The sequence below is a fragment of the Pseudoalteromonas sp. genome (assembly GCF_018402495.1).
Classification (GTDB): Bacteria; Pseudomonadota; Gammaproteobacteria; order Enterobacterales; family Alteromonadaceae; genus Pseudoalteromonas.
In genome coordinates this window covers 415,927-438,453 of record NZ_JAGYIU010000001.1, presented here as the reverse complement: position 1 = coordinate 438,453, position 22,527 = coordinate 415,927, and the positions used below count along the sequence as shown (strand labels likewise).

At 40.1% G+C, this 22,527-nt stretch carries 14 protein-coding genes and 2 pseudogenes; 3 read left to right on the top strand and 13 right to left on the bottom strand.

What is annotated here, in order from left to right:
- The first annotated feature begins 118 nt into the window (after window positions 1-118).
- Complete coding sequence (locus KG708_RS02100; protein WP_213607870.1) at window positions 119-1,309, top strand: class I SAM-dependent methyltransferase; 1,191 nt, start codon at window positions 119-121, stop codon at window positions 1,307-1,309.
- A gap of 2 nt (window positions 1,310-1,311) precedes the next feature.
- Here KG708_RS02100 and KG708_RS02095 read toward each other — a convergent pair whose 3' ends face one another.
- From KG708_RS02095 to KG708_RS02075, 5 genes and pseudogenes are all read right to left on the bottom strand, one after another.
- Window positions 1,312-1,608 (bottom strand): PilZ domain-containing protein, encoded by a 297-nt coding sequence (locus KG708_RS02095; RefSeq protein WP_213608465.1) that lies wholly within the window; start codon window positions 1,606-1,608, stop codon window positions 1,312-1,314.
- A 9-nt stretch (window positions 1,609-1,617) separates the two neighbouring features.
- Window positions 1,618-1,995 (bottom strand): annotated as a pseudogene (locus tag KG708_RS02090) (response regulator); the annotation flags it as partial.
- Between the two features lie 64 nt (window positions 1,996-2,059).
- The gene (gene hrpA, locus KG708_RS02085; protein ID WP_213607869.1) at window positions 2,060-5,947 is read right to left on the bottom strand and encodes an ATP-dependent RNA helicase HrpA; all 3,888 of its coding nucleotides are present in this window, start codon (window positions 5,945-5,947) and stop codon (window positions 2,060-2,062) included.
- A 128-nt stretch (window positions 5,948-6,075) separates the two neighbouring features.
- Window positions 6,076-7,110, bottom strand: coding sequence for an isoaspartyl peptidase/L-asparaginase family protein (locus tag KG708_RS02080; protein ID WP_213607868.1), 1,035 nt, complete (start codon window positions 7,108-7,110; stop codon window positions 6,076-6,078).
- Between the two features lie 124 nt (window positions 7,111-7,234).
- Window positions 7,235-7,939, bottom strand: coding sequence for a SapC family protein (locus tag KG708_RS02075; protein WP_013465241.1), 705 nt, complete (start codon window positions 7,937-7,939; stop codon window positions 7,235-7,237).
- 229 nt (window positions 7,940-8,168) lie between these two features.
- Here KG708_RS02075 and KG708_RS02070 point away from each other — a divergent pair, with 229 nt between their 5' ends.
- Complete coding sequence (locus tag KG708_RS02070) at window positions 8,169-8,879, top strand: DUF6445 family protein (protein ID WP_213607867.1); 711 nt, start codon at window positions 8,169-8,171, stop codon at window positions 8,877-8,879.
- 35 nt (window positions 8,880-8,914) lie between these two features.
- On the opposite strand, the gene KG708_RS02065 is transcribed toward KG708_RS02070, so the two are convergent.
- From KG708_RS02065 to KG708_RS02030, 8 genes and pseudogenes are all read right to left on the bottom strand, one after another.
- The gene (locus tag KG708_RS02065) at window positions 8,915-10,417 is read right to left on the bottom strand and encodes a tryptophan halogenase family protein (RefSeq protein ID WP_366513569.1); all 1,503 of its coding nucleotides are present in this window, start codon (window positions 10,415-10,417) and stop codon (window positions 8,915-8,917) included.
- Between the two features lie 91 nt (window positions 10,418-10,508).
- Window positions 10,509-13,106 (bottom strand): annotated as a pseudogene (locus tag KG708_RS02060) (TonB-dependent receptor).
- 579 nt (window positions 13,107-13,685) lie between these two features.
- On the bottom strand, window positions 13,686-14,396 hold the full coding sequence (gene pgl / locus KG708_RS02055) for a 6-phosphogluconolactonase (protein ID WP_213607866.1): 711 nt from the start codon (window positions 14,394-14,396) through the stop codon (window positions 13,686-13,688).
- Window positions 14,397-14,399: 3 nt separating this feature from the next.
- Window positions 14,400-15,872 carry a glucose-6-phosphate dehydrogenase gene (gene zwf / locus KG708_RS02050; protein WP_213607865.1) on the bottom strand — a complete coding sequence of 491 codons (1,473 nt, stop codon included), beginning with the start codon at window positions 15,870-15,872 and terminating at the stop codon, window positions 14,400-14,402.
- Window positions 15,873-16,107: 235 nt separating this feature from the next.
- Window positions 16,108-17,754 (bottom strand): glucose-6-phosphate isomerase, encoded by a 1,647-nt coding sequence (gene pgi / locus KG708_RS02045; protein ID WP_213607864.1) that lies wholly within the window; start codon window positions 17,752-17,754, stop codon window positions 16,108-16,110.
- A gap of 319 nt (window positions 17,755-18,073) precedes the next feature.
- Window positions 18,074-20,329, bottom strand: coding sequence for an aminotransferase class V-fold PLP-dependent enzyme (locus KG708_RS02040; protein ID WP_213607863.1), 2,256 nt, complete (start codon window positions 20,327-20,329; stop codon window positions 18,074-18,076).
- A 111-nt stretch (window positions 20,330-20,440) separates the two neighbouring features.
- The gene (locus KG708_RS02035) at window positions 20,441-21,517 is read right to left on the bottom strand and encodes an AI-2E family transporter (protein ID WP_213607862.1); all 1,077 of its coding nucleotides are present in this window, start codon (window positions 21,515-21,517) and stop codon (window positions 20,441-20,443) included.
- Window positions 21,510-21,728: a hypothetical protein gene (locus KG708_RS02030; protein WP_213607861.1), complete on the bottom strand. Its 219-nt coding sequence runs from the start codon at window positions 21,726-21,728 to the stop codon at window positions 21,510-21,512. The genes KG708_RS02035 and KG708_RS02030 overlap by 8 nt, the downstream gene beginning before the upstream one ends.
- A gap of 142 nt (window positions 21,729-21,870) precedes the next feature.
- Here KG708_RS02030 and KG708_RS02025 point away from each other — a divergent pair, with 142 nt between their 5' ends.
- Complete coding sequence (locus KG708_RS02025; protein WP_213607860.1) at window positions 21,871-22,515, top strand: hypothetical protein; 645 nt, start codon at window positions 21,871-21,873, stop codon at window positions 22,513-22,515.
- Window positions 22,516-22,527 lie beyond the last annotated feature (12 nt).

Here is a 22,527-nt window from a genome sequence, read left to right as displayed (position 1 = left end):
ATAAGAGTGAATAAGCATTACTTTAACGCGATTTATAAGGCCCTTGCAAAACATTCATTGTATGTTGCGCGTGCCTTGACTAAAATACAGCGCTTATTTATTACTACAGAGAAGCCCTATGTCATCTACCGTTTACCTGCAAGCTGGTCGCGATAAATCATTAAAAAGAAAACACCCTTGGTTATTTTCTAAAGCCATCAAAAAAATTAAAGGTAAACCTGGATTAGGTGACACGGTAACCATACACGACAGTGAAGGTAAGTTTTTAGCCACCGCGGCTTACAGCCCGCATTCACAAATTCGCGCGCGTGTATGGAGCTTTGATGAAAAAGAAGTCATAGATCAGCATTTTTTCGAGCGTCGCCTACGTCGTGCTTTAGAAGCTCGAAGCCATGCGATTGAAGAAGGTGGACTGACCGGTTTTAGGCTTTGCGCCGCTGAATCAGATTATTTACCGGGTGTTACCATAGATAAATTTGATAACACTTTGGTTTGTCAGTTACTCAGTGCCGGTGCTGAGCGCCACAAAGGTGACATTGTTGGCGCCTTAATGGCTATTTTCCCAGGCTCTAATATTTATGAGCGCTCTGATGTAGATGTACGCACTAAAGAAGGCTTGGAGCCAATTAAAGGCGTGCTTTGGGGTAATGAACCCACAGCGCCAGTTATCATTGAAGAAAATGGTTTAAAAATTGAAGTTGATATTCTTGAAGGCCATAAAACCGGCTTTTATTTAGATCAACGTGATAGCCGTGCTGCGCTGGAGCGTTTTTCAAAAGATAAAACCGTATTAAATTGCTTTAGTTATACGGGGACATTTTCTCTTTATGCCCTTCGCGGAGGCTGTAAGCATGTAACCAATGTCGATGTTTCACAACCGGCTCTTGATACAGCAAAGCGCAATGTTGAACATAACAACCTTGATTTAAATAAAGTCGACTTTGTAAAACAAGATGTATTTAAGTTATTGCGCCAATACCGTGAAGACGGCGTGATGTTTGATACCATTGTGATGGATCCGCCTAAATTTGCTGATAATAAAGCGCAGTTAACTGGGGCGTGTCGGGGTTACAAAGATATTAATATGATAGCAATGCAAATTTTAAAACCAGGCGGCACCTTACTTACGTTTTCGTGCTCTGGTTTAATGGAACAAAATTTGTTTCAAAAAGTGGTGGCAGATGCAGCACTTGATGCAGGTAAAGACCTGCTGATCATGGAGCGCTTAAATCAAGCAGCTGACCACCCTATTGCAGGCAGCTACCCTGAAGGCTTTTATCTTAAAGGCCTAATTTGTAAGGTTTACTAAGGTTAGTTAAGCTCAATAATTTCTAGCCCTGCGGTTATCGTGCCATCTTCTTCTTTGCTGGCACGTATTACCTTAGCTGTGGCTTTTAAAGGCGCAATACTCGGATGTGTTGATGCAATATCAACCGATAAAATTGAGTTAAGCTCCAACAAGTCATCAAGCTGCAAAGAAAGGCCTGTTGCACTTAAATCTACACAGGTTGCGTTATAACTTAGCCCAGCAATAGGTTCTATTGACGTTAATTTAGCTGGTGTATTAACCTGCATACGTCTATAGTTTCGTTTATCTTCGGTATACATAATTCCCTCTACAATATTATTAATTTTTTCTCGTAGTACAGCCATAGAAAAAGGTTTCACAACGTAAGCATCACACCCTGCGTCAAAGCCTGCCTGTTGCTCAAGCACTGACTCAAGTCCTGATAGCATCACCACCGGTATGTGTTTTGTCTCTGGTGTATGCTTGAGAATACGACAGGTATCATAACCATCAAGCCCTGGCATACACACATCAAGCAAAATAATATCAGGTTGATCAGCAATGGCAGATGCTAAACAACTTTTTCCTGAATCAGCATAGCTTAAATTAAATGTTGATGCTAATCCTGCTTTGAGTATTTCAAAATTAAAATACTCATCATCAACCACTAACAATTGCCGCGTGGTGTGTTTCAGTAATGAGGACATAACGATGTCATTTCCTTCTCAAGTCAATCCCGCTGATAACTTACTTTAATAGAGAATACAAAAATTATTCAATTTCTTTTATCGCATTTAACACACGTTTTGCTGAAATTGGATAAGGCGTTCCTAATGTTTGTGCAAACAAGGATACGCGTAATTCTTGCTGCATCCAAAAAATTGCTTCAACATCATCAGGTAACGGCATTCCTTTAGGTACTTTATTAATTAGCTTTTTATATTCTTGCGCCACTTTTTCAAGCTCGAGCACACATAATCTATCACGATTTGGGTCAACAGGTAGCTTTTCTAGTCGTTTTTGAATCGCTTTTAAGTAACGAATTAAATCGCCGAGTTTATCCGCCCCATGCTGGCTCACAAAGCCTTTAAAAATAAGCGACTCTAACTGAGATTTAATATCGCCATGGGCAGTGATCATGGTTAAATCAACGCGCCCTTTCATTTTTTTATGCAGCGCATGGGCAATGCTCAGTACTTGCTCTACTTGCGTGGCAATAGCCACCACAGTGTCGCCTAATTCGCCGCGAATATGCTCTTTAACCGTTTCAAATGCATCACTTGTGCGAATATCACCATATTTAACTAATAGGCTATCAACGCCTGAGGCTATACAGTCATCAATTAAGTCTGCAATTTTACCAAAAGGATTAAAATACAACCCTAACTTCGCTTTGTTTGGTAAATTTTGCTGCAGGTATTTAATGGGTGATGGCACGTTTAACAATACCAATCGACGCAACCCCTGCTGGTGCGCTAATTGCGCTTTAATTTCGTTATCGAATAACTCCACTGCCGCCGTTGATTTTTTATCCACCAGCGCAGGGTACGCTTTAATTTCGTACTGACCTTGCTTTTTCACATAAGATGTTGGTAACTCTCCAAAATCCCACTGCGTTAAGTCGGTTTTTTCTATGCCTTTGTCAGCCACTTTAGATAAGGTGTCGGTGACCTTGCCTTGAAGCTGCGCTTTAAGTTTAGCTAAATCGAGTCCACGTGCTAGTAGCTTGTCGTGTTCATCGCGCACTTCAAATTGTAGCCTTAAATGCGGAGCAAGCGCAGTTAAATCCCACGCCTCAGGGTCTACACGGACGCCAGTCATGCGTAGTAACCGATTACTTAGCGAGTCGATTAGCGAGCCTTGTAATGGCTCTATAGCCGCTAACACCGCATCGGCATAATTAGGCGCAGGAACAAAGTTACGACGCAATGACTTAGGTAATGACTTAATTAACCCACAAATTAGCTCATGACGAAATGCCGGTATATGCCAATCAAAGCCACTTTCTTGCACTTGGTTTAACAGTGCAACGGGTATTTGTACGGCAACGCCATCAACCGCTTGGCCTGGATCAAAGTGATAGGTAAGCGGCAGCATCAAATTATCTTGCTGCCAAGTATCAGGGTAGTCAAATTCGGTAATGCTGCTGGCGCCATGCTGCATGAGCTCTTCGCGCGTCATATGCAGGTAGTGTTTGTCTTGTTGTTTTTGTGTTTTATACCATTTGATAAACGCAGCACGGTTGTTAATATCGCTGGGTATTTTCTTCTCGTAAAACTCAAACAAGGTTTGCTCATCAACTAAAATATCGCGTCTACGAGACTTGTTCTCGAGTACTTGAATATCTTCAATTAATTCGCGGTTATACGCTAAAAACCCTTCATTGAGCCCGAGCTCTTGTTCAACCAGCGCCGAGCGAATAAACAACTCACGGCTTACTTTAGGGTCAATCTTGCTGTACACACACCGGCGTTTATTAACAATAGGCAGGCCGTAAAGTGTTTGTTGCTCAAAGGCAATAACTGCACCGGGCTTTTTCTCCCAGTGTGGTTCAGTGTAGCTGCGTTTTACTAAATGCTGAGCAAACGGCTCTACCCAGTTCACATCAATTTTGGCATTAATACGTGCATAGAGTTTACTGGTTTCCACCAGCTCAGCCGACATCATCCACTTAGGGCTCTTTTTAAATAATCCCGAGCCTGGGAAAATATGAAATTGGCTATTGCGTGCGCCTTTATACAGCTGCTTTTCGTCTTTAAAACCGATATGACTAAGCATGCCACTTAACAGTGCTTTGTGAATAAGCTCGCTGTCTGCAACATTCGTGGTGGCTTTCATTTTCATTTCATTGCACACAGTGCTGATTTGATAAACGATATCTTGCCATTCACGAATGCGCATATACGCTAAAAAATCTTTTTGACATAGCTTTCTAAACTGGCTGTTAGTCAGCTCACTTTGCTGCTCTTCGAGGTAATTCCACAAGTTTAAAAAGGCGATAAAGTCAGAGTCTGGATCGTCAAAGCGACCGTGTTTTTCATTCGCTGCCTGGCGTTTTTCTTGTGGTCGTTCTCGTGGGTCTTGAATTGAGAGCGCAGCAACAATAATAATCACCTCACGCAATGCACCCAGCTTATGCGCAGTCAGCACCATTTTTGCTAAACGCGGATCCACTGGCAAACGACTCAGCTCTCGACCAGATTGCGTTAAACTGGTTTTTTGATGACGTTTAGCTTCTTTTACCGCTTGTAACTCTTCAAGCAGTGTTAAACCATCGTTAATGTTGCGGCTATCTGGGGCTTGCACAAAAGGAAATTGCGCCATATCACCCAATCCTAATGCCAGCATTTGTAAAATAACTGACGCTAAGTTAGTACGCAATATTTCAGGATCGGTAAATTCAGGACGTGATAAAAAATCGTCCTCTGAATACAAGCGAATACAAATACCCGCTTCAACACGTCCACAACGCCCCATTCGCTGATTAGCACTAGCTTGCGAAATAGGCTCTATGGGTAAACGTTGAACCTTTGTACGGTAACTGTAACGACTAATACGCGCCGTACCCGGGTCAATAACATAACGAATACCTGGCACTGTTAGCGATGTTTCAGCCACGTTGGTTGAGAGAATAATATGGCGGCGCGAATGCGGCGCAAAAATACGATTTTGCTCAGCGTTCGATAGCCTTGAATACAAAGGTAATATATCGGTGTGTTTTAAATTACGCTTACTTAGCGCATCGGCGGTATCGCGTATTTCTCGCTCACCGTTTAAAAAGATCAGAATATCACCGGGGCCTTCAGCGCAAAGTTCATCGACCGCATCAAAAATCCCCTGTAACTGGTCGCCTTCGGCTTCCATGTCTTCTTTTTGGATATCACTGATGGGGTTATAGCGTACATCCACAGGGAATGTCCGACCTGACACTTCAATAATTGGCGCATCATCAAAGTGCTTAGAAAAACGTTCTGGATCAATGGTCGCTGAGGTAATAATAACTTTTAAGTCAGGACGTTTAGGAAGTAAATTTTTAAGGTAACCTAAAATAAAATCAATGTTTAAACTGCGCTCATGCGCCTCATCAATAATAATGGTGTCGTATTGATTCAAAAAACGGTCTTGTTGTATTTCAGCTAATAAAATACCGTCGGTCATCAGTTTTATATAACTGTTATTAGAAACCTGATCGCTAAAACGAATTTTAAAACCCACTTGCTGACCAAGCTCGCATTGCATTTCTTCTGCTATACGATTGGCAACGCTACGTGCAGCTAAACGTCTAGGTTGAGTATGGCCTATATACCCATCAACCCCACGTCCTAACTCTAAACACATTTTAGGAATTTGTGTGGTTTTACCTGAGCCGGTTTCACCAGCAATGATCACCACTTGATTATTCGCAATCGCCTCTTTAATGGTGTCTTTTTTCTGACTGACCGGTAATTGTTCAGGATAAGTAACGTTAGGCAAACCAGCTAAGCGTTGCTCGCGAAGCGATTGACTGTGAGTGATATCGGCTGCAATTTTTTCAAGCGCATTGGCAAGTTTTTTCTCGTCGGTAATTTTTTTAACACCATGAAGGCGCTTTTTAAAACTGAATTGATCTTTTTTTAAGCACGTTTTAAGCTCGCCAAACAACTGACCTAGGTTTACCACCTGCATACCTTATAAAAATTAGTCAAAGAGCCTCGATTGTAGCAAATTAAATGGCTGGGGTTAATCCTGTAAAGGACATAACAATCAGGGAATTATTATATAAACCTCCAGCCACTAAAGAAAAACGCTTATTCGTCGCTAAAAATACCTACATAAGTCGCTTGCGTATTCGATTTACTCGCACGGTACATGCCTGTGGTGTTAAACGGCAGGCTAATATTGCCTTTTGTATCAACAATAATAACACCGCCTGTGCCACCAATCGGTTTAAGCACCCCATTTATTACTTCATCCCCCGCTTGGGCAATGGTTTTACCTTGATATTTTACTCGTGCGCAAATATCGCTTGCCACATTATAACGAATAAAATATTCGCCATGGCCGGTTGCCGATACCGCACACGAGGCGTTTTCTGCAAAGGTACCCGCGCCAATAACTGGTGCATCACCAATACGGCCAAAACGTTTTGCGGTCATTCCGCCAGTTGACGTACCCGCGGCTAAATTACCTTGTTTATCCAGTGCCACCGCCCCCACAGTCCCCATTTTATAATTAGCGGGTAACGCCTTGTGCGCTGCTTGATAATCTTTATTGGTGTTTTTGCTCGCCTCTAGTTTTTCCTTTGCTTTTAATAAAGCTTCATAGCGATGCTTTGTATCAAATATATTATTCTCTACTAAGCTAACGCCTTGCTCTTTAGCAAACTCTTCTGCACCTTGGCCACTTAACATCACATGCACCGATTTTTCCATCACTAAACGGGCAAGTTTAATTGGACTTTCTATGTGCTTAATGCCCGAAACCGCTCCAGCTTGGCGGTTACGACCATCCATAATAGAAGCATCTAACTCATGGCTACCATCATAGGTGTATACCGCGCCGCGTCCGGCGTTAAAATAAGGCGATTGCTCTAACACTTCAATGGCTGCTGTGACTGCATCAAGGCTTTCTCCGCCTTGTTCAAGTACCTTATACCCAGTCTCAACAGCTTGAGCTAATTTATCGCGGTAAGCTTGCTCTTGAGCAGGTGTAAATTTACTTTTTTCTATGGTGCCTGCCCCGCCATGAATCGCAATGGCAAACGGCGTGCTCGCACTCAATGCAGATGAGCTCACACTCATTAAACTACCGCAAAGCAGTCCTAGTAATAGTGATTTTTTCATTGTGCGTTCTTTTGTTAGTTAAGATTAAAACTAATGTGAATGGTTACGTGGGGTTTTTCAAGTGAACTGAGTTTAATGGCATAAAAAAAGCGCCCTGAGGCGCTTTTAAAATTCTGTTTAAAAATTACGCTTGTTGCGCTTTTAAACGTGCTAAACGTGCTACTTGGTGAGTAGACGTTAAGAAAGAATAGATAGGTGCTAAATAACCGCGTTTACGAAGCTCTAGAAAGTCTGCATCGCTTAGCTCATTTAGTTTTTTCTCATCGATAAGGTAAATACCGTTAATGTCTTTTTTCTCGCCTTTAATATCAACCGTTAGCGTTTGTGCTACTAGTAATTCTTTATCAGCAAGGAATTTAGTGAACGCATCAGTGACTTGTGAAAACTCAATGAACGATACTAACGCTTCTTTACGACGCTTAAGGTAATCAGTTTCTTCACCGTTTTCGAATAATGCATTACCCTCTTCTTCACCAACTAATGAGCTCGCTTCGTCAATTACAATACCAAATTGATCTTGCTCAGGGTGCTTTACTAAACCTAATGGGTAACGAGTCGTTGCCATAGGTGCAAACGCAGCTGTCCATTTGTCGCCATCAACAAATAAGTTTTCACCTGGCTCTAGGCCAAACATAGCAACCGCTTGAAAAGTACCTGTTTCGTTATTTTTAACAAAAGACATTGGAAACTCATTGGCGATACGCGCAAACTCGTGTGCTACAACTGGCACTAAGTGTTGAGTTTTCATAAATTCGATATTGATGCCATTTTTAATTTTAGTGTTGGCATGTTTTTCGTTATGTAAAGGCTGTACTTGTTGCTCCGCCATGTTACTGCTCCGTTATTTTATAAATTTGATTTTTTACTATTAGTGGGCTAAGGCTAAAGGTTTTGCCAACAAAAAGAAAGTGAAAATTTTGTGGCAGTTTGTACATTATTAATTAACATGCTGAGCATGTATAAAAAGTACGCTGAACACTTTTTTGTTTTTTATTTCTTAATAATAGAATTTTGTTAATATATTTAATAATCTTTACCGTGAGTTATTTAAATCTATAATGAAAAATTACGAATTAAACCCTGATTTTAAAGTTGAAATAGTTCACCTTGAATCTGAAAACGAAGATGTTATTGTCGTTGATAACTTTTTGAAAAGTATTGAACCTATCGTTCATTTTGCCAACCATGTTGCTTATTTAGAGTCCGTTGGCAGTGATGGTACTTTGTTTCCTGGAAAACGGGACATAATGCCTGAGCCCTATTATCGCGTTTTTAAGCAGCTAATAGCGTCTTTACAAGCGAGTAATTTATTTAATCATGGACAAAAAGCGCTTTATTTACATCGCTGCAAATTATCTTTAGTGACCCAAAATGCAACTGAACTGAGCCTACTACAACGTATACCACACATAGATTCAACTGATGACAATACCTTTGCAGCTGTCCACTATATATCAGGAAAAGCGTCTAATGGGACCTCAATTTATCGCTACATCCCAGAAAACTTAATTAAAATCACTGAAAAAAATCAACACCTTTTTAGAGATATTATTAAACAAACCAAAAGTAATGAATCCCAACATCAAGGGTTTTTAAATAGCAATACCGTACTGTTCGAACAAGTTATCAATATTAAAGCCAAACCAAATCGCATTGTTTTATACAAAAGTAACTTACTGCATTGCGCTAACTTAGATAATAACGATAACTATACAAGTAATATTAAAAATGGCCGCTTATCTATCTCTTCTTTTTTCAGAATCGATTAACTGATGGCCATGATTGTTTTTAGATTGTTTAGCCCTTAGTTTTTTTGCAAACCAAACTGATGTATTTTATTTATTAGATCTCTATGCTTTGGCAGTTCAGCCAATAGCTGTGTTATACGATTAGCCTTAAACGCATATTGCTTGTCAGCAATGGCTGCCACCGGTTCGGTTATAGCGTCTTTACGAGGCAAATAATTCATACCATAAAGTACGTAGAGGTAATTTTCTAAATCAAACAAATCAAACTTACTATCGAAGTCTTCTCGCAGTGGTGCAAAGTGTTGCCAACGCGCTAAATTACTTTTAAGTCTCTTTGATATGCCTGCCAATTGACGATTATCTTGCCAAAAAGAAGAGTCATTTCTATCTGAAATACAGTAGTGCATTTTAATAAAGTCAAACGTACTTTCCCAGACATGCGTCACCCGTTGATTAAAATCAGGGGCTAAATATTCCATATCCGCTTTTAGTAGAGGAAATCGCTTTGATAATAACCCCGCTGAAAAATCCGTTAATAAAATAGCCGTTGCTTCAAGTGGCTCAACAAACCCTTGAGATAAACCGATAGCAACACAGTTTTTATGCCAAAAAACCTCTCTGCGCCCTACTTTTATCGGAATTTTACGTGGCTTTAAATCGGTAAATTTATTACCAAGATAATGGTGTAATTTTTTTACCGCGCATGCTTCGTCCATATGTTTAGATGAATAAACAAAACCTACTCCACGGCGCTGTGTTAATGCGATATCCCAAATCCAACCTGCTTGATGCGCAGTCGCAATAGTATAGGGAGGAATTTCTTCCTCTGATGATGTAGGTACTTGTAATGTGATTGCCGTATCTGTGAGTAATTCCTCTGAACGGTCGATAAACCCAATATTTAACTTTTTCCCAATAATTGCAGCACTAAACCCGGAACAGTCAATAATAAAATCATAAGGTAACTGGTTATTATTACTATCTATTAAATGAGTAATAAAGCCGTTATCATCAAGCGAAACATCTAAAATATCAGCATAAAGGTGTTTAACTGCAAAAGTAGTTTGTGCATGCTTCATTAAAAAGGTGGCAAACTTTCTTGCGTCAAAATGATAAGCATAGCCGTTAACTCCTACATACTCTGGGGTCGCTATCGTTTTTGGCGCATAGTTTTCTTCACAACAAATTTCTTGTTTAGACACAGCAGCGGCATAGCGATGTTGAGACCCGTTTGCTAGCCATTGCTGGGTCACTTCTTCACCAAATATGTAGGGATGATCAAACAGATGATGATAGTAATTCTCACCATGCTTCGTTTTATCTAACCAGTTTACAAACTTTATTGATTGTTTAAAGGTAACATCACACGCTCGAATAAAATCAGTTTCACGAATACCAAACTTTTCAAGCGAATGACGAATTGAAGGAACCGTTCCCTCACCTACACCAATAGTGGGAATTGTCGGGGATTCAATCAAGGTTATTTCTGTATTTTTGCCCAGTAAGGCTTGACCTAAATGATTAGCGGTTAACCAACCCGCCGTCCCCCCACCAACAATGGCTATTTTTTTATCATAATAAAACCACTTTATTCATTCGCTAAAAAAAGCCCAGTCATCTCTGGGCTTTCATTGTGCTATTTATTTTTTATCAAAAACGCAAAGCGATACCTACTCTGTAGCGTGCTTCACCTTCAAAACTCCATGCAGGATAGCCGTTACGAAGCTCTGGCTTAACTTCAGCGGCGCCTGTGGCTGTACCTACTTGAATGCTATCTTCTTCTGTTAAATTGACCGCTTCAAATGTTAGATCTAAATAGTCAGTTACGGCGTAGTTCGCAGTTAAATCAAGTGTTCCATAATCTTGATGCTCACGGTTACCGTAAAAATAAGGTGCTTCACGAACCATATATTCTGAACGCCAATTGTATGCAAGACGAACACTGTAGTCATCTGCTTCGTAGTAACCAACTAAGTTTACAGTGTGCTCAGATGAATCTGAGAATAACTCGATACGGTCTGGGAAGTTTTCTGCGGGTGCTTCTGAATCAACCCATGTATAGTTTGCTTGATAACCAAAGCCATTATCGAACCCATCTTGAACTTGCAGCTCTATCCCTTTGATTTCTCCACCTGAGCCAGTACCTTTAGTCGCTACCGTCCAGTTATCTACACCTGAATCTGGATCAACAATACCAATACTTTGATTCAAAATTTGGTCAACTTTGGTAAACGATGAAATATCTTTTATGAAAAAGGTAGCACTTATCATACCGTCGCCATCAAAATAATACTCCACACCTAAGTCAACCTGTGTCGCTTTAAATGGTTCAAGCCCAATATTACCTGTACTAATAACTTCGTTACCTACGGTGCCGTCTTCATAACCTGAAAGCGAAGATGCCGCGAACATATCAGTGTAGTTTGCTCGTGAAATTACTTGCGCCGCTGAAAAGCGTAAAATAACATCTTCAGTTAAGTCAAAGGCCACATTTACACTTGGCAAGACCTCACTGTAATCGGCTTTTTCGGTGCTTAAGCCATTACCGTAATTTCCTGTTGGATCAAGCGCATAATAATCTGACTCAGCATCGGTCGAAACATAACGAATACCGAAGTTACCACGCATACCCTCCGCGGAAAAATCAGCCATTGCATATAACGATAAGTTTTCTTCTTTAATGGTGCCATAGCCCGACTTATAAGCAATTGATGTGTTGTCAAAACTTGTGATCGCGGCGTAACCATCGCTTATCATTTGATCTAGATTTGGTTCAGGTAGTACATAGCCTGCACCTGATGTGACCGTACCAGAGTAATACCGTGAGGCATCATAAGCTGAAATTGTATCAACTACATTAGCTGTATAGGTTTCTTGCTTGACTTCATGGTCTGCCCAACGCAAGCCTGTTTTTATTGATGTAATAGCGCCAAGGTCTACAGGGAAAGTAAAATCAAGCTGTGCATAGGTCTCTTCATCTGTATTTGGCTGCTTTTTAAGCGCCCAACCCGCAGATGATAATTGACCTTGAAAATCATCAGGGGTAAATGATTTGTTTGCCACATCAATTTTAATTTCGTCACCAGTGGCATCATATATACCCGCATAATCTGCAGCAGTTCCTAGCCAAAAACCATAATTAGCGGTTAAGTCAGTCCCCCCATCTGATTGGGTATTACCAACTCGACCCTTAACTTCAAAATTTTCGCCTATATATTTGAAATCAAGATCAACCGTATCCGATGTCATAGAACCAGCACGCGCCCACGTTTGTGCCCAACCTGGATTAGCGCCATCACCTGAACGACGATAAAAAGTACATGTACCATCTACATTTACCTGCTCACACGCCACACTTTTATCATCAGGGAATATAGTAAAAAGTGAAGTATTTGCATTATCCGCTGATAAATCTAAGCTCATAATGTTCAAACCCAGCTCTAGCTCATCACTCGGTCTGTATTGGAATGTGGCGTTTAACGCAGTACGCTCGCGCTGTTGTTGGAATGTTGAAGGGACTATGTCACCCCAGCCAACTAACGATTCAATGCCATTACGTTGATAGTTTGTTTCTGAAAATGCTGCTGATACCAGCGCACCAAAGGTCTCATCGTTATTTTTCCAGCTATATAAACCAGATATTTCTGGATCTACTTCTTCTGAAATTGAGCCATAATCCGCTTTAACACTACCAAAAACAGTGTTTGCGTCTAAATCCAATGGCTTTCGCGTTTTTACAATGACAGTACCGCCAACACCACATTCTACAATATCAGCCTGTGATGATTTATATACTTCAATACTGCCAACCATTTCTGGCGGAAGTAATGTGTAATTAAAGCTACGATCAATATTTTGCTGATCATACCAACCTGTTGAAGCAACTGAGTGGCCATTAAGTAAAGTACGAGTTAACTGCGCTGATGCACCACGAATAGACACTTGTTAACCTTGACCAAATGCGCGATTCACCGCAACACCTGAAATTCGCCCTAATGCTTCACCTACATCACTATCTGGAAACTTACCTACATCTTCAGCAGATACGGCATCTACTACTGAATCTGCAAAACGTTTAGTATTTAAAGATGCCTCTAAAGAGCGACGAATACCACGTACTTCAATAACTTCAACATCTTCTTGAACTTTAGTTTCATCGGCTGCGAATGCAGCACCAGTGAACCCGGCTCCCATTACTAAGCCGATATTTACTGCTAATAAGCTTTTTTTAAAATTTTTAGCTAACACAGGATTCCCCTTGAATCATTTTGTTGGTTTTTGTTTATCATTTTGCCTACCGCCATGACAGCGCTGTCATAGTAGTAACAAACCATACATGCAAAATTACAATTTTGCTACATTTTCCCGCTCTTTTTGTATGAAAAATAGCTAATTCAACATTAAGCAAATGATTTTAAAGAAATTAATTATTGCATGAAAAAGCCGAATTAAATTTGTTTAATTCGTTCACATTTCCAGCATGTACTTGAAGCATTTTTAAATTGATTTTGTTTAAAACGACGTGGTGAGTAGGAATTTTCAAACCGTAAAACATGCTTGTGAGTTAGTGTTTAATAAATTTAACCATTTGATTTTTTGGCTATAAGTAAAATTTATTCAGTATTTACAACCGGTGTAAAAGCCTATTTTATACTGCTAATTGTGGAGGCAATACTCAGCATTTCATCTTTATCTCTGCGCTGCTTTGTTTAATTCAGCAAAGAGTAAAACATAGCAGCAATAAAAAAGGTCAGTAGCAAAAGCGACTGACCTTTCATTAAACCATCAATACAAAGAGGTTTAGCGCACATCTAATTTATATTAAAATTAGGGCGCCCAATACACTTCAATGTTGATCTCTGGGTGATTTAATACCGCACGTAACGGCATGTCATTCACATCGCCCCCCGCTAAAGCTTGTTTATAAACAGCCAACTTTTCATCGCCACTAATTAGCAATTTAACCACTTTAGATTGTGCAATCGCATTTAACGTTAAGCTCATGCGCTCAGTAATACTGCCTGTTACGTCACTTTGTATCGCGTTGATAGCGCACACAAGTTGGCTTGAATCTAAGCCGTTTTTCAGGCCTTGTGCATGTGGGAATAATGACGCGGTGTGGCCATCTGGGCCCATGCCTAAAATAGTCACATCAAAAGGACGTTTTAATGCTTGAAACTGCGCTTCACAGGCATCAACCCCTTGCTCTGCAGTGGCTGCTGTATTTTTCATGCTAATAAAATTAGCCGCTGCACCATGGTTTTGTAACAAAGTACGCTTGATAAATGCTTCATTACTCTTTTCATGACTTGCCTCAACCCAGCGCTCATCAACCATAGCAACATCAATGTTTTCCCAGTTTAAATCAAGGGTCGATAAATGTTTATAAGCCGGCTCAGGTGAAGAACCGCCTGAAACCATTAATACTGCACGGCCATCACGTTCAATGCCATCACGTAAAACATGCTCTAGTGACTGAGATAATTCATCAGTCAGCGCAGCTTTATCGTCAAAAAACTTTTCTACTATTGTTGCCATCACTTATGCCTTATCGCCAGTGTTAAACCAAAAATGATTATTCTCTGCTAATAATTCATCCGCATCTTCAGGGCCCCAACTACCGGCTCTATAAAGTGCTGGTTTACCTTTCTCTTGCCAACGTTCAATTATTGGATCAATCCATTTCCACGCTTGGCGTACTTCGTCGCGGTGAATAAACAATGATGGATTATTCGCTGCAGCATCAAGCATTAAGCGTTTGTAAGCATCTGAGTGAAAGCCATTACTATATGCTTGCGACAACTCAATATTCATCGTTACAGGTTCAAGTTGCATGTCTAAATTATCTAAACGCTTCGACATCAGCGTTAATTGAATGCTTTCTTGTGGTTGTAAACGGATCACTAAACGGTTTGGCTCGATATTACCTACGCTGTCCTCATACACGTTATGAGATACTTTTTTATATTCAACCACAATTTCAGCGCAGCGCTTTGCCATACGTTTACCGGTACGCAGGTAAAAAGGCACACCCGCCCAACGCCAATTATCAATGTGCGCACGAATAGCCACGAAGGTTTCAGTTTTACTTGCCCCTTCGTTTAGCTCTTCTAGGTAACCTGGGACTATTTTACCGTTTAAATCACCCGGTACGTATTGCCCACGAATAATATTGTCATCAACATCTTCGCCTTCTAATGGACGCAATGCCTCTAATACTTTTAACTTTTCATTGCGAATACTATTGGCTTTAAGTTTATGCGGTGACTCCATTGCGACTAAGCAAAGTAGCTGTAACAAGTGGTTTTGCACCATATCACGCAAGGCACCGGCTTTATCATAAAAACCAGCGCGGCTCTCAAGCCCTACCGTTTCTGATAAGCTAATTTGGATGTTATCAATCGATTTAGCATCCCACATGTTTTCAAATAATGAATTTGAAAAACGCAATGCCATTAAGTTTTGAACGGTTTCTTTACCTAGGTAGTGGTCAATACGGAAGATTTGATCTTCGTCGAAGTACTGTGCAATTTTCGCATTAATAACTTCTGCAGACTCGCCACAATAACCAATTGGCTTTTCTACAACAACACGTGAATTGGCTGTTATTAATTTTTTAGTAGATAGAATTTCACAACAAGTGCCATACACAGCTGGCGGAAGAGATAAGTAAAACACACGAGATTTATCGCTGTCGTCTTCATCAAGAATCTTTTTCAGTACATCCCAGTTATCATCCGCTTCGGTAACATTACTCACTACAGGCACTAAAAACGCTGAGAACGATTTCCAATCCTTAGCGTTATACTCGCCTTCGCTTAAAAATTCTTGTAATGCTTTGTGCGCAGTATCGATATATTCATCACATTTACTCTGTTCGCGCACGGTAGGCAAAATACGTGAGCCTTGCGGTAAGTTACCTTCTTGATATGCTCGATACATTGCAGGAAGTAATTTGCGTAACGCAAGATCACCACCGCCCCCAAAAATTATAATATCAAAAGGATTAAGCATAGTTACTCTCTACGTTTATGCTACCTGCCACTACCATATTGGTAATCAGTTATAGCGGTTTATTATCTGGATATGCAGGCCTTAGCACAAAGCCTACAAATGTTGTTCGTTATATGCGCCATAAAAAAATGGGTCTAGGGACACTGTAATTCCTCTCACAAAAATACAGGCCCTAGGACTCCAGCGCTACCCGTTCAAAGGTATTTGGTTACTTATTGTGTAATAAGTGAATGTGTTACTGCGTACGGTGTTGTTTGTAGTACGCCATCAAGCCCTGTGTTGAGCTGTCGTGCTCATTAACCACGTTATCGTCGGTTAATTCAGCTTCAATTTTAGAGGCTAAACCTTTACCAAGCTCAACGCCCCACTGATCAAAGGAACATATTTGTAAAAGAATACCGTGGCAAAAAATCTTATGTTCATACAGTGCAATTAAACGACCCACCGCTTTTGCATCAACCGTGTCTAATAATATAGACGTTGTTGGGCGGTTTCCTTGATGAATTTTATGATTAAGCAGCATTTCAATTTGCGCAGGCGTTTTGCCTTTGGCTGCTAAATCAGCGGTTATCTGCTGTGCATCTACCCCGTTCATTAATGCTTCGGTTTGTGCAAAAAAGTTCGATAATAAAATATTGTGATGCTTATCAACGTTAACCTGTGGTTTTACAGAGCCAATAAAGTCCGCAGGGACAATTACATTGCCTTGGTGCAAACATTGATAAAACGCATGCTGGCCATTTATTCCCGTCATACCCCAAATAATAGGTGCGGTAGTATATGGTACGGTTTGCCCATCAAAACTGACATGCTTACCATTACTTTCCATTTCCCCTTGTTGTAAATACGCAGGCAACATATGCAATGCTTGGTCATAGGGTAAAATAGCTTGCGATTTAAAGCCTAAAAAGCTGGTATTCCATACGCTCAACAGCGCCATAATTAAAGGAATATTCTGTTCAAGAGGCGCCGATTTAAAGTGCTCGTCAACTTCAAACGCCCCTTCTAAAATAGCTTCAAACGCCTCAAAGCCGGCATAAAGAGCAATAGGTAAACCGATTGCACTCCAAAGTGAAAAACGACCGCCAACCCAATCCCACATGGTAAATACGTTTTCGTCACTAATACCAAATGCCGCGGTTTTTTCTAAATTAGTGCTTACTGCCACAAAATGCTTTGCTATGGCGCTTTTATCTTTGGCGCTATTTAAAAACCAATCAACCGCTGTTTTTGAGTTAGTCATGGTTTCTGATGTAGTAAACGTTTTTGACGAAACAACAAATAACGTTGTTTCAGGGTCAACTTTATTCAATACCGATGCGATTTGTACGCCATCAGCATTAGAAACATAATGAACGTTTAACGGCTTATCAACCACTGCTTTAAGAGCTTCAGTTGCCATTTGAGGGCCTAGGTTTGATCCCCCTACTCCAATACTCACTACATCTTTCACCGCTTTACCGGTGTAACCTAACCACTGCCCGCTACGTACTTTTTCAACAAAGGTTTTAATTTTAGCAAGTTCGCTATCGACCGCCTCAGTAATATTTTCACCGTCAACAATAAGCGGTGTATGGTCGCGATTTCTAAGTGCGGTATGCAATACTGCACGGTCTTCGGTGATATTTATTTTTTCACCGGCAAACATTTTTTCACGCCATGCTTCAATGTCACACTCTTTAGCTAATGAGATTAATTGGGCAAATACTTTTTCATCAATACGTTGTTTTGAATAATCAAACAATACACCGGGAATGCACGTTGAAAACTGAGAAAAACGAGAATCGTCTTGTGCAAATAAAGTTTTCAGATGTGTTTGTGCCATCTTTTGTGCACTATTTTCTAGTGCTTGCCAACTTGCTAACTCAGAACGGCTCGCCATGTAAACATCCCCTAATTTATTAATCTATTGATTTAAAGCGCTTTATTTAATTTTTTACGACGCAAAATAACCGATTTTTGTAAAAAACAAAGCCCAATATTATAGCTTAAAAAGTCTAATTTGCGTTATTTTTATAAGCTTTGATGCAGATAATAGCGCAATTTTTTGCTTTTGACACCGGTATCATAAAATTAAAAATTGAATTTAACAACTGATCAGCCTCTCTCTTTAATGAAGATTTTATTAATTTCTAACTGATTCAAATTAAAGCGAGCAAAAAAAAGGCCGACAAATGTCGGCCTGCCCTCTGAATATACAATTAACCGGTTAACGCTAAACCACCCGATAAGTTATAAACACCGCTGTAACCAAGCTCAGTCAAATTTGCTGCCGCAATTTTTGAACGGTTACCACTGCGACACACTAAAATATACTGGTTGTTTTTGTCCAATTGGCCTTGTGTAAGTGCATGAGCCATTCGACTTAAAGGAATATTTAAGGTTTTAGCCATGGGTACGTTCAGCAATGCGCTTAAATTATTAGCGCCGTGTTCATAAGGTTCTCGGGTATCAATTAAATACGCATTGCCCTTTACCAGTATTTCTTTTGCTTGGTTAAAACTTAATTGCGAAGTTTCTTCAGCAGGCTTGGCATTAACAAAACCACAGATCGTGTTAGCTTGTGTGTGCTGTTGTAAATCTGCTTGTTGTTTTTGTGCGGCAAATTCAGCGTCATCAATATCACCTTTAAGTAAGGCTTGTAACAATGGCGTTTGCTGCTGTTGAACAGCCCAGTTCATTGCAAAGCACTGTTGGTAATCATGTCCTGAACACACAACACTTTGCGGATTAAGCTCTGCTGCTAACCTCGTCAAGGAATACGCCATTTGCATTGCATCCCCGCCATCAAGCGCGGTATTTCCAAGCCCTGCAGGTAAAATTAAATCACCGCAAAAACAGTACTGAACATCTCCATTATTCGCTTTTAATAAATAACTCACGCTATCTTGGCTATGCCCTGGTGTGGCTAGCTTTTCGAGTACATGAGTGGTTAATTGCAATTTGTCGCTCTTAGTTGGCCAGCCTAATTTATCAACCTCTCCAGCTACTAGGTTTTCGTTAAGTGCGCTGCGCGTTAAATCAAGTGCGCATTGACGTTCTTGATGCTCGTGCGTATTTAAAATAGCGGTAATAGTTAAATTTTGCGTAGTTACTATTTTTTCAAAGCGAGGGATCAGTTCAATAATCGGATCGATAATAAATGCATGTTGATCATCTGTTACATACAACCAACTACATGCACCTTGGTGTCTAAATTGGGTAAGCCCTAAAGCACATACTTCTTGCACAGGAAAACTGCTATCAGAAATCACTAAACAGTTAGCTTGTAATACCGTTTTAAGCGCTCTAATTTGTTCACATGCATCATCTATTTGCGCCATAGTGGCAGCAGGGCCAAATGACAAACGAATAGCGTTTTCACTTTGCCACTGTGAGGCTCCCATCGCATCAAGCACAAAGCTCTGAGTAGCTCCCGTGCTGCATGCAGAGCCACCGCTGACCCTAATACCTGCAGCGTCAAATAAATCGATAACTTCTTTACTGGTTAAATCGTTAACCGCAAAATTAAGCGTTGTGGGCACTGAGCAGGCAAAGTCATGATTAAAGGTAATACTTCCAAAAGTATCAACTAAGGCGCTATGCAGCTTATCTCGATACAAGTTAAGTACATCTATTGATTTAAATGTCTCGTCTTGTTTATCAAGCAGCAAACTAAATAGCTTATTGAGCCCAGCTATACCAGGCAGGTTTTCTGTACCCGATCGCATGCCACTTTCTTGGCCGCCACCGGCTATAAACGGAGTGTATGGGCTGCCTTGACGAATATACAATAAGCCTATGCCTTTAGGTGCATAAAGTTTATGCCCTGAAAAAGGCGCATAGTCAATCGTTGTTTCACTTAGGTTGAGTTGCTGCTTACCAAGCGCTTGTACACAATCAACCATCCAAGTGACTTGGCTATTGCGACTACGGATCACATTTTCTATGGCGCTTAGATCTTGGTAAACACCGGTTTCGTTATTAACGGCCATCGTGCAAATCATCAAAGCGTTATCAATATGCTGAGCAATAAAATCTAAATCTAAAATACCATCACGATTAACCGGAATAGCAATTATGTCAGCGTTAATTTCAAGCACTGTATTCCAATGCTTTAGCGTATTAGGCACCGCTTTATGTTCGGTTGCCCCATACAATAAAACGGGGTTTGGCTTAGTATGGTGTTTTGCGTTAATTAACGTCGATACAATAGCGGTTTGAATCCCCTCAGTAGCACCCGAGGTGAACAAAATATCGCCCTGCTGCGCGCCAATGACGGTACGGGCTTTTTGCCTAGTTTGTTCTAATAAGTGCTTGGCTTGAATACCGGTTATATGAGGACTTGACGGGTTACCAAAACATATTTGCATGGCATGACAAACCACCTCTGCAATACATGGCAATACAGGGGTGGTCGCATTGGCATCTAAATAAACTTGGGGTTTGGCCTCATCGTGCAATAAGAAATCTGACATTAAAAACGCACCTTATTACTAAAAAATATATCTTATTCCCAATAATACATAACTTTAGCGAGAATGAGTAATAATCTTTCGTGTTAAAAATGCGTTTACTATGCTTTTAAACTAGTTGTCGAGCTCTTGCGCGAGTTCTTCGTGTGTGGATGACCATGCATTAATCAATGCCTTAACTAATGACGCGAGTGGAATGGCAAAAAATACTCCCCAAAAACCCCATAGCCCACCAAAAAACAACACCGCAACAATAATAAATACCGGATTTAAATCAACCGCTTCAGAGAACAATAAAGGCACCAATACGTTGCCATCAAGGGCTTGAATAATGCCGTATATAATTAAAATGGTCCAAAATTGGGTGTCTAAACCAAACTGAAATAACGCCACCGCGGCCACTGGTATAGTTACTAACGCTGCGCCCACAAACGGAATAAGCACCGAAAAGCCTACGAGTACGCCTAAAAGCGCCGCGTAGCGTAAGTCCAGCACGGTAAATGCAATAAAAGACACAGAGCCAATAATTAAAATTTCGAATACTTTGCCACGAATATAATTCATTATTTGCTGATTCATTTCATGCCACACCTGTAAAATTAAGCGACGTTGGCTAGGGATCATTCTAGCAATACTTGTGCTCAACTCTGCTTTATCTTTGAGCATAAAAAACACCAGTAAAGGTACCAAAATAAGGTATATTAACCACGCAACAGCGTCTTTTAATGAATTAAGCGAAGCAGACAATACCACTTGGCCAAAGTCGAGTAATTTTGTTTCAACGCTTGCTACAATCGACTGCACTTGATCTGCGCTAATAAGGCTGGGGTACTTAGCAGGAAGATCGAGTAGGAATGATTTACCCTGTTCAATCATATGAGGTGTTTCTTGCACTAAGTTACTGCTTTGCTGCCAAAGCACAGGCCCTATAACTAAAATTAAAGTGAGCATAATGCCAATAAATATCAGCATCACTATGGTTGTAGCCGTAAACCGTTTAAAACCAATCCGCTCAAGATGAACCACTGGCCAATCTAATAAATAAGCAATGATTAGTGCCACTAACACAGGCACAATTAATGGGCCAAAAAAATACAACATGGCAACCAGTGCCAACAATAAAAAAAGTAAAGTGACTGAATCGGGATCAGAAAACTTTTTTTCATACCATGCTTTTACATATTCAAACACGTAACGGCTCCACTAGTAACAACCCTTGTTGTTTATTTAACTTGTAATAATACGCTTTTTTTTGCAAGTATCGTTCAATATCATCAGTGTTTTGTTCTTGTGAGATATTAAAGGTAATTGCTTGTTTTAACGATATTGCATCACGCAGCCCTAATTTAAACTGAATAAATTGCTGTGGGCATTTATAAATGCGTAAATTTAGCTCTAGCATACTCGTTTTGCTACCTATTCACATTAATAATCAGTCCTGTAACAGGGGAAATTGAGATTAACCGAGTTAAGTTTAACTTTTTCTTAAAACAACCTCCACAATGGTTTATGCTTATAGTATCGTTAGCTATAAGGATACGTTAATGCCTGATTCGCATAATAAAGCGCAATTGCCCAGCAATCCAACTCTCAAAGAAATTAATTGGTTTAAAAAACAAATTAATTGGGGGGAGCTGCCGCATTTTTATCATTTAGTGGCTTCGTCAGTAAGCGAGAGTGAAAGCATTTTTGATCATGGATTTGATAATGCCATAAAGCGTATTACCGACAAACGCAATTGGAACCTAAAAGCGTTGGGAATAGACCCTAATGAGCTTTTTGAGAAAGAGAGCAATAACAAGCCACGAATTGCACTGCATCAGGTATTTACTGAACGTGGTTTTGAATTGCAAGCTTTTCCTTTTTCTCAAGATACTGCCATTGATAGATACGCACGACATGATGAGTCAATGGAATTTATGCTGTGGGATCCATTGACCATGAAAACCGTTATTCGCATTAATCAGTTACATAAATTTATTGGCTTTTACTTAGACCAAGGGGATGAAGCAGACAAAGCGCTTATATTACATTCACATAAAGTGGTTCATGAGATTATTGCTTTTTTACAAACTCAATTGAACATTGTTAAGGTTGATGGGGTCTCAATTAAGGCTTTTTATCAATTATGTGAAAAAGACAGCCGTTTATACACAGATGATACCGTTAGTGCCCCTGATAAAAAATAAACAAGGAATATA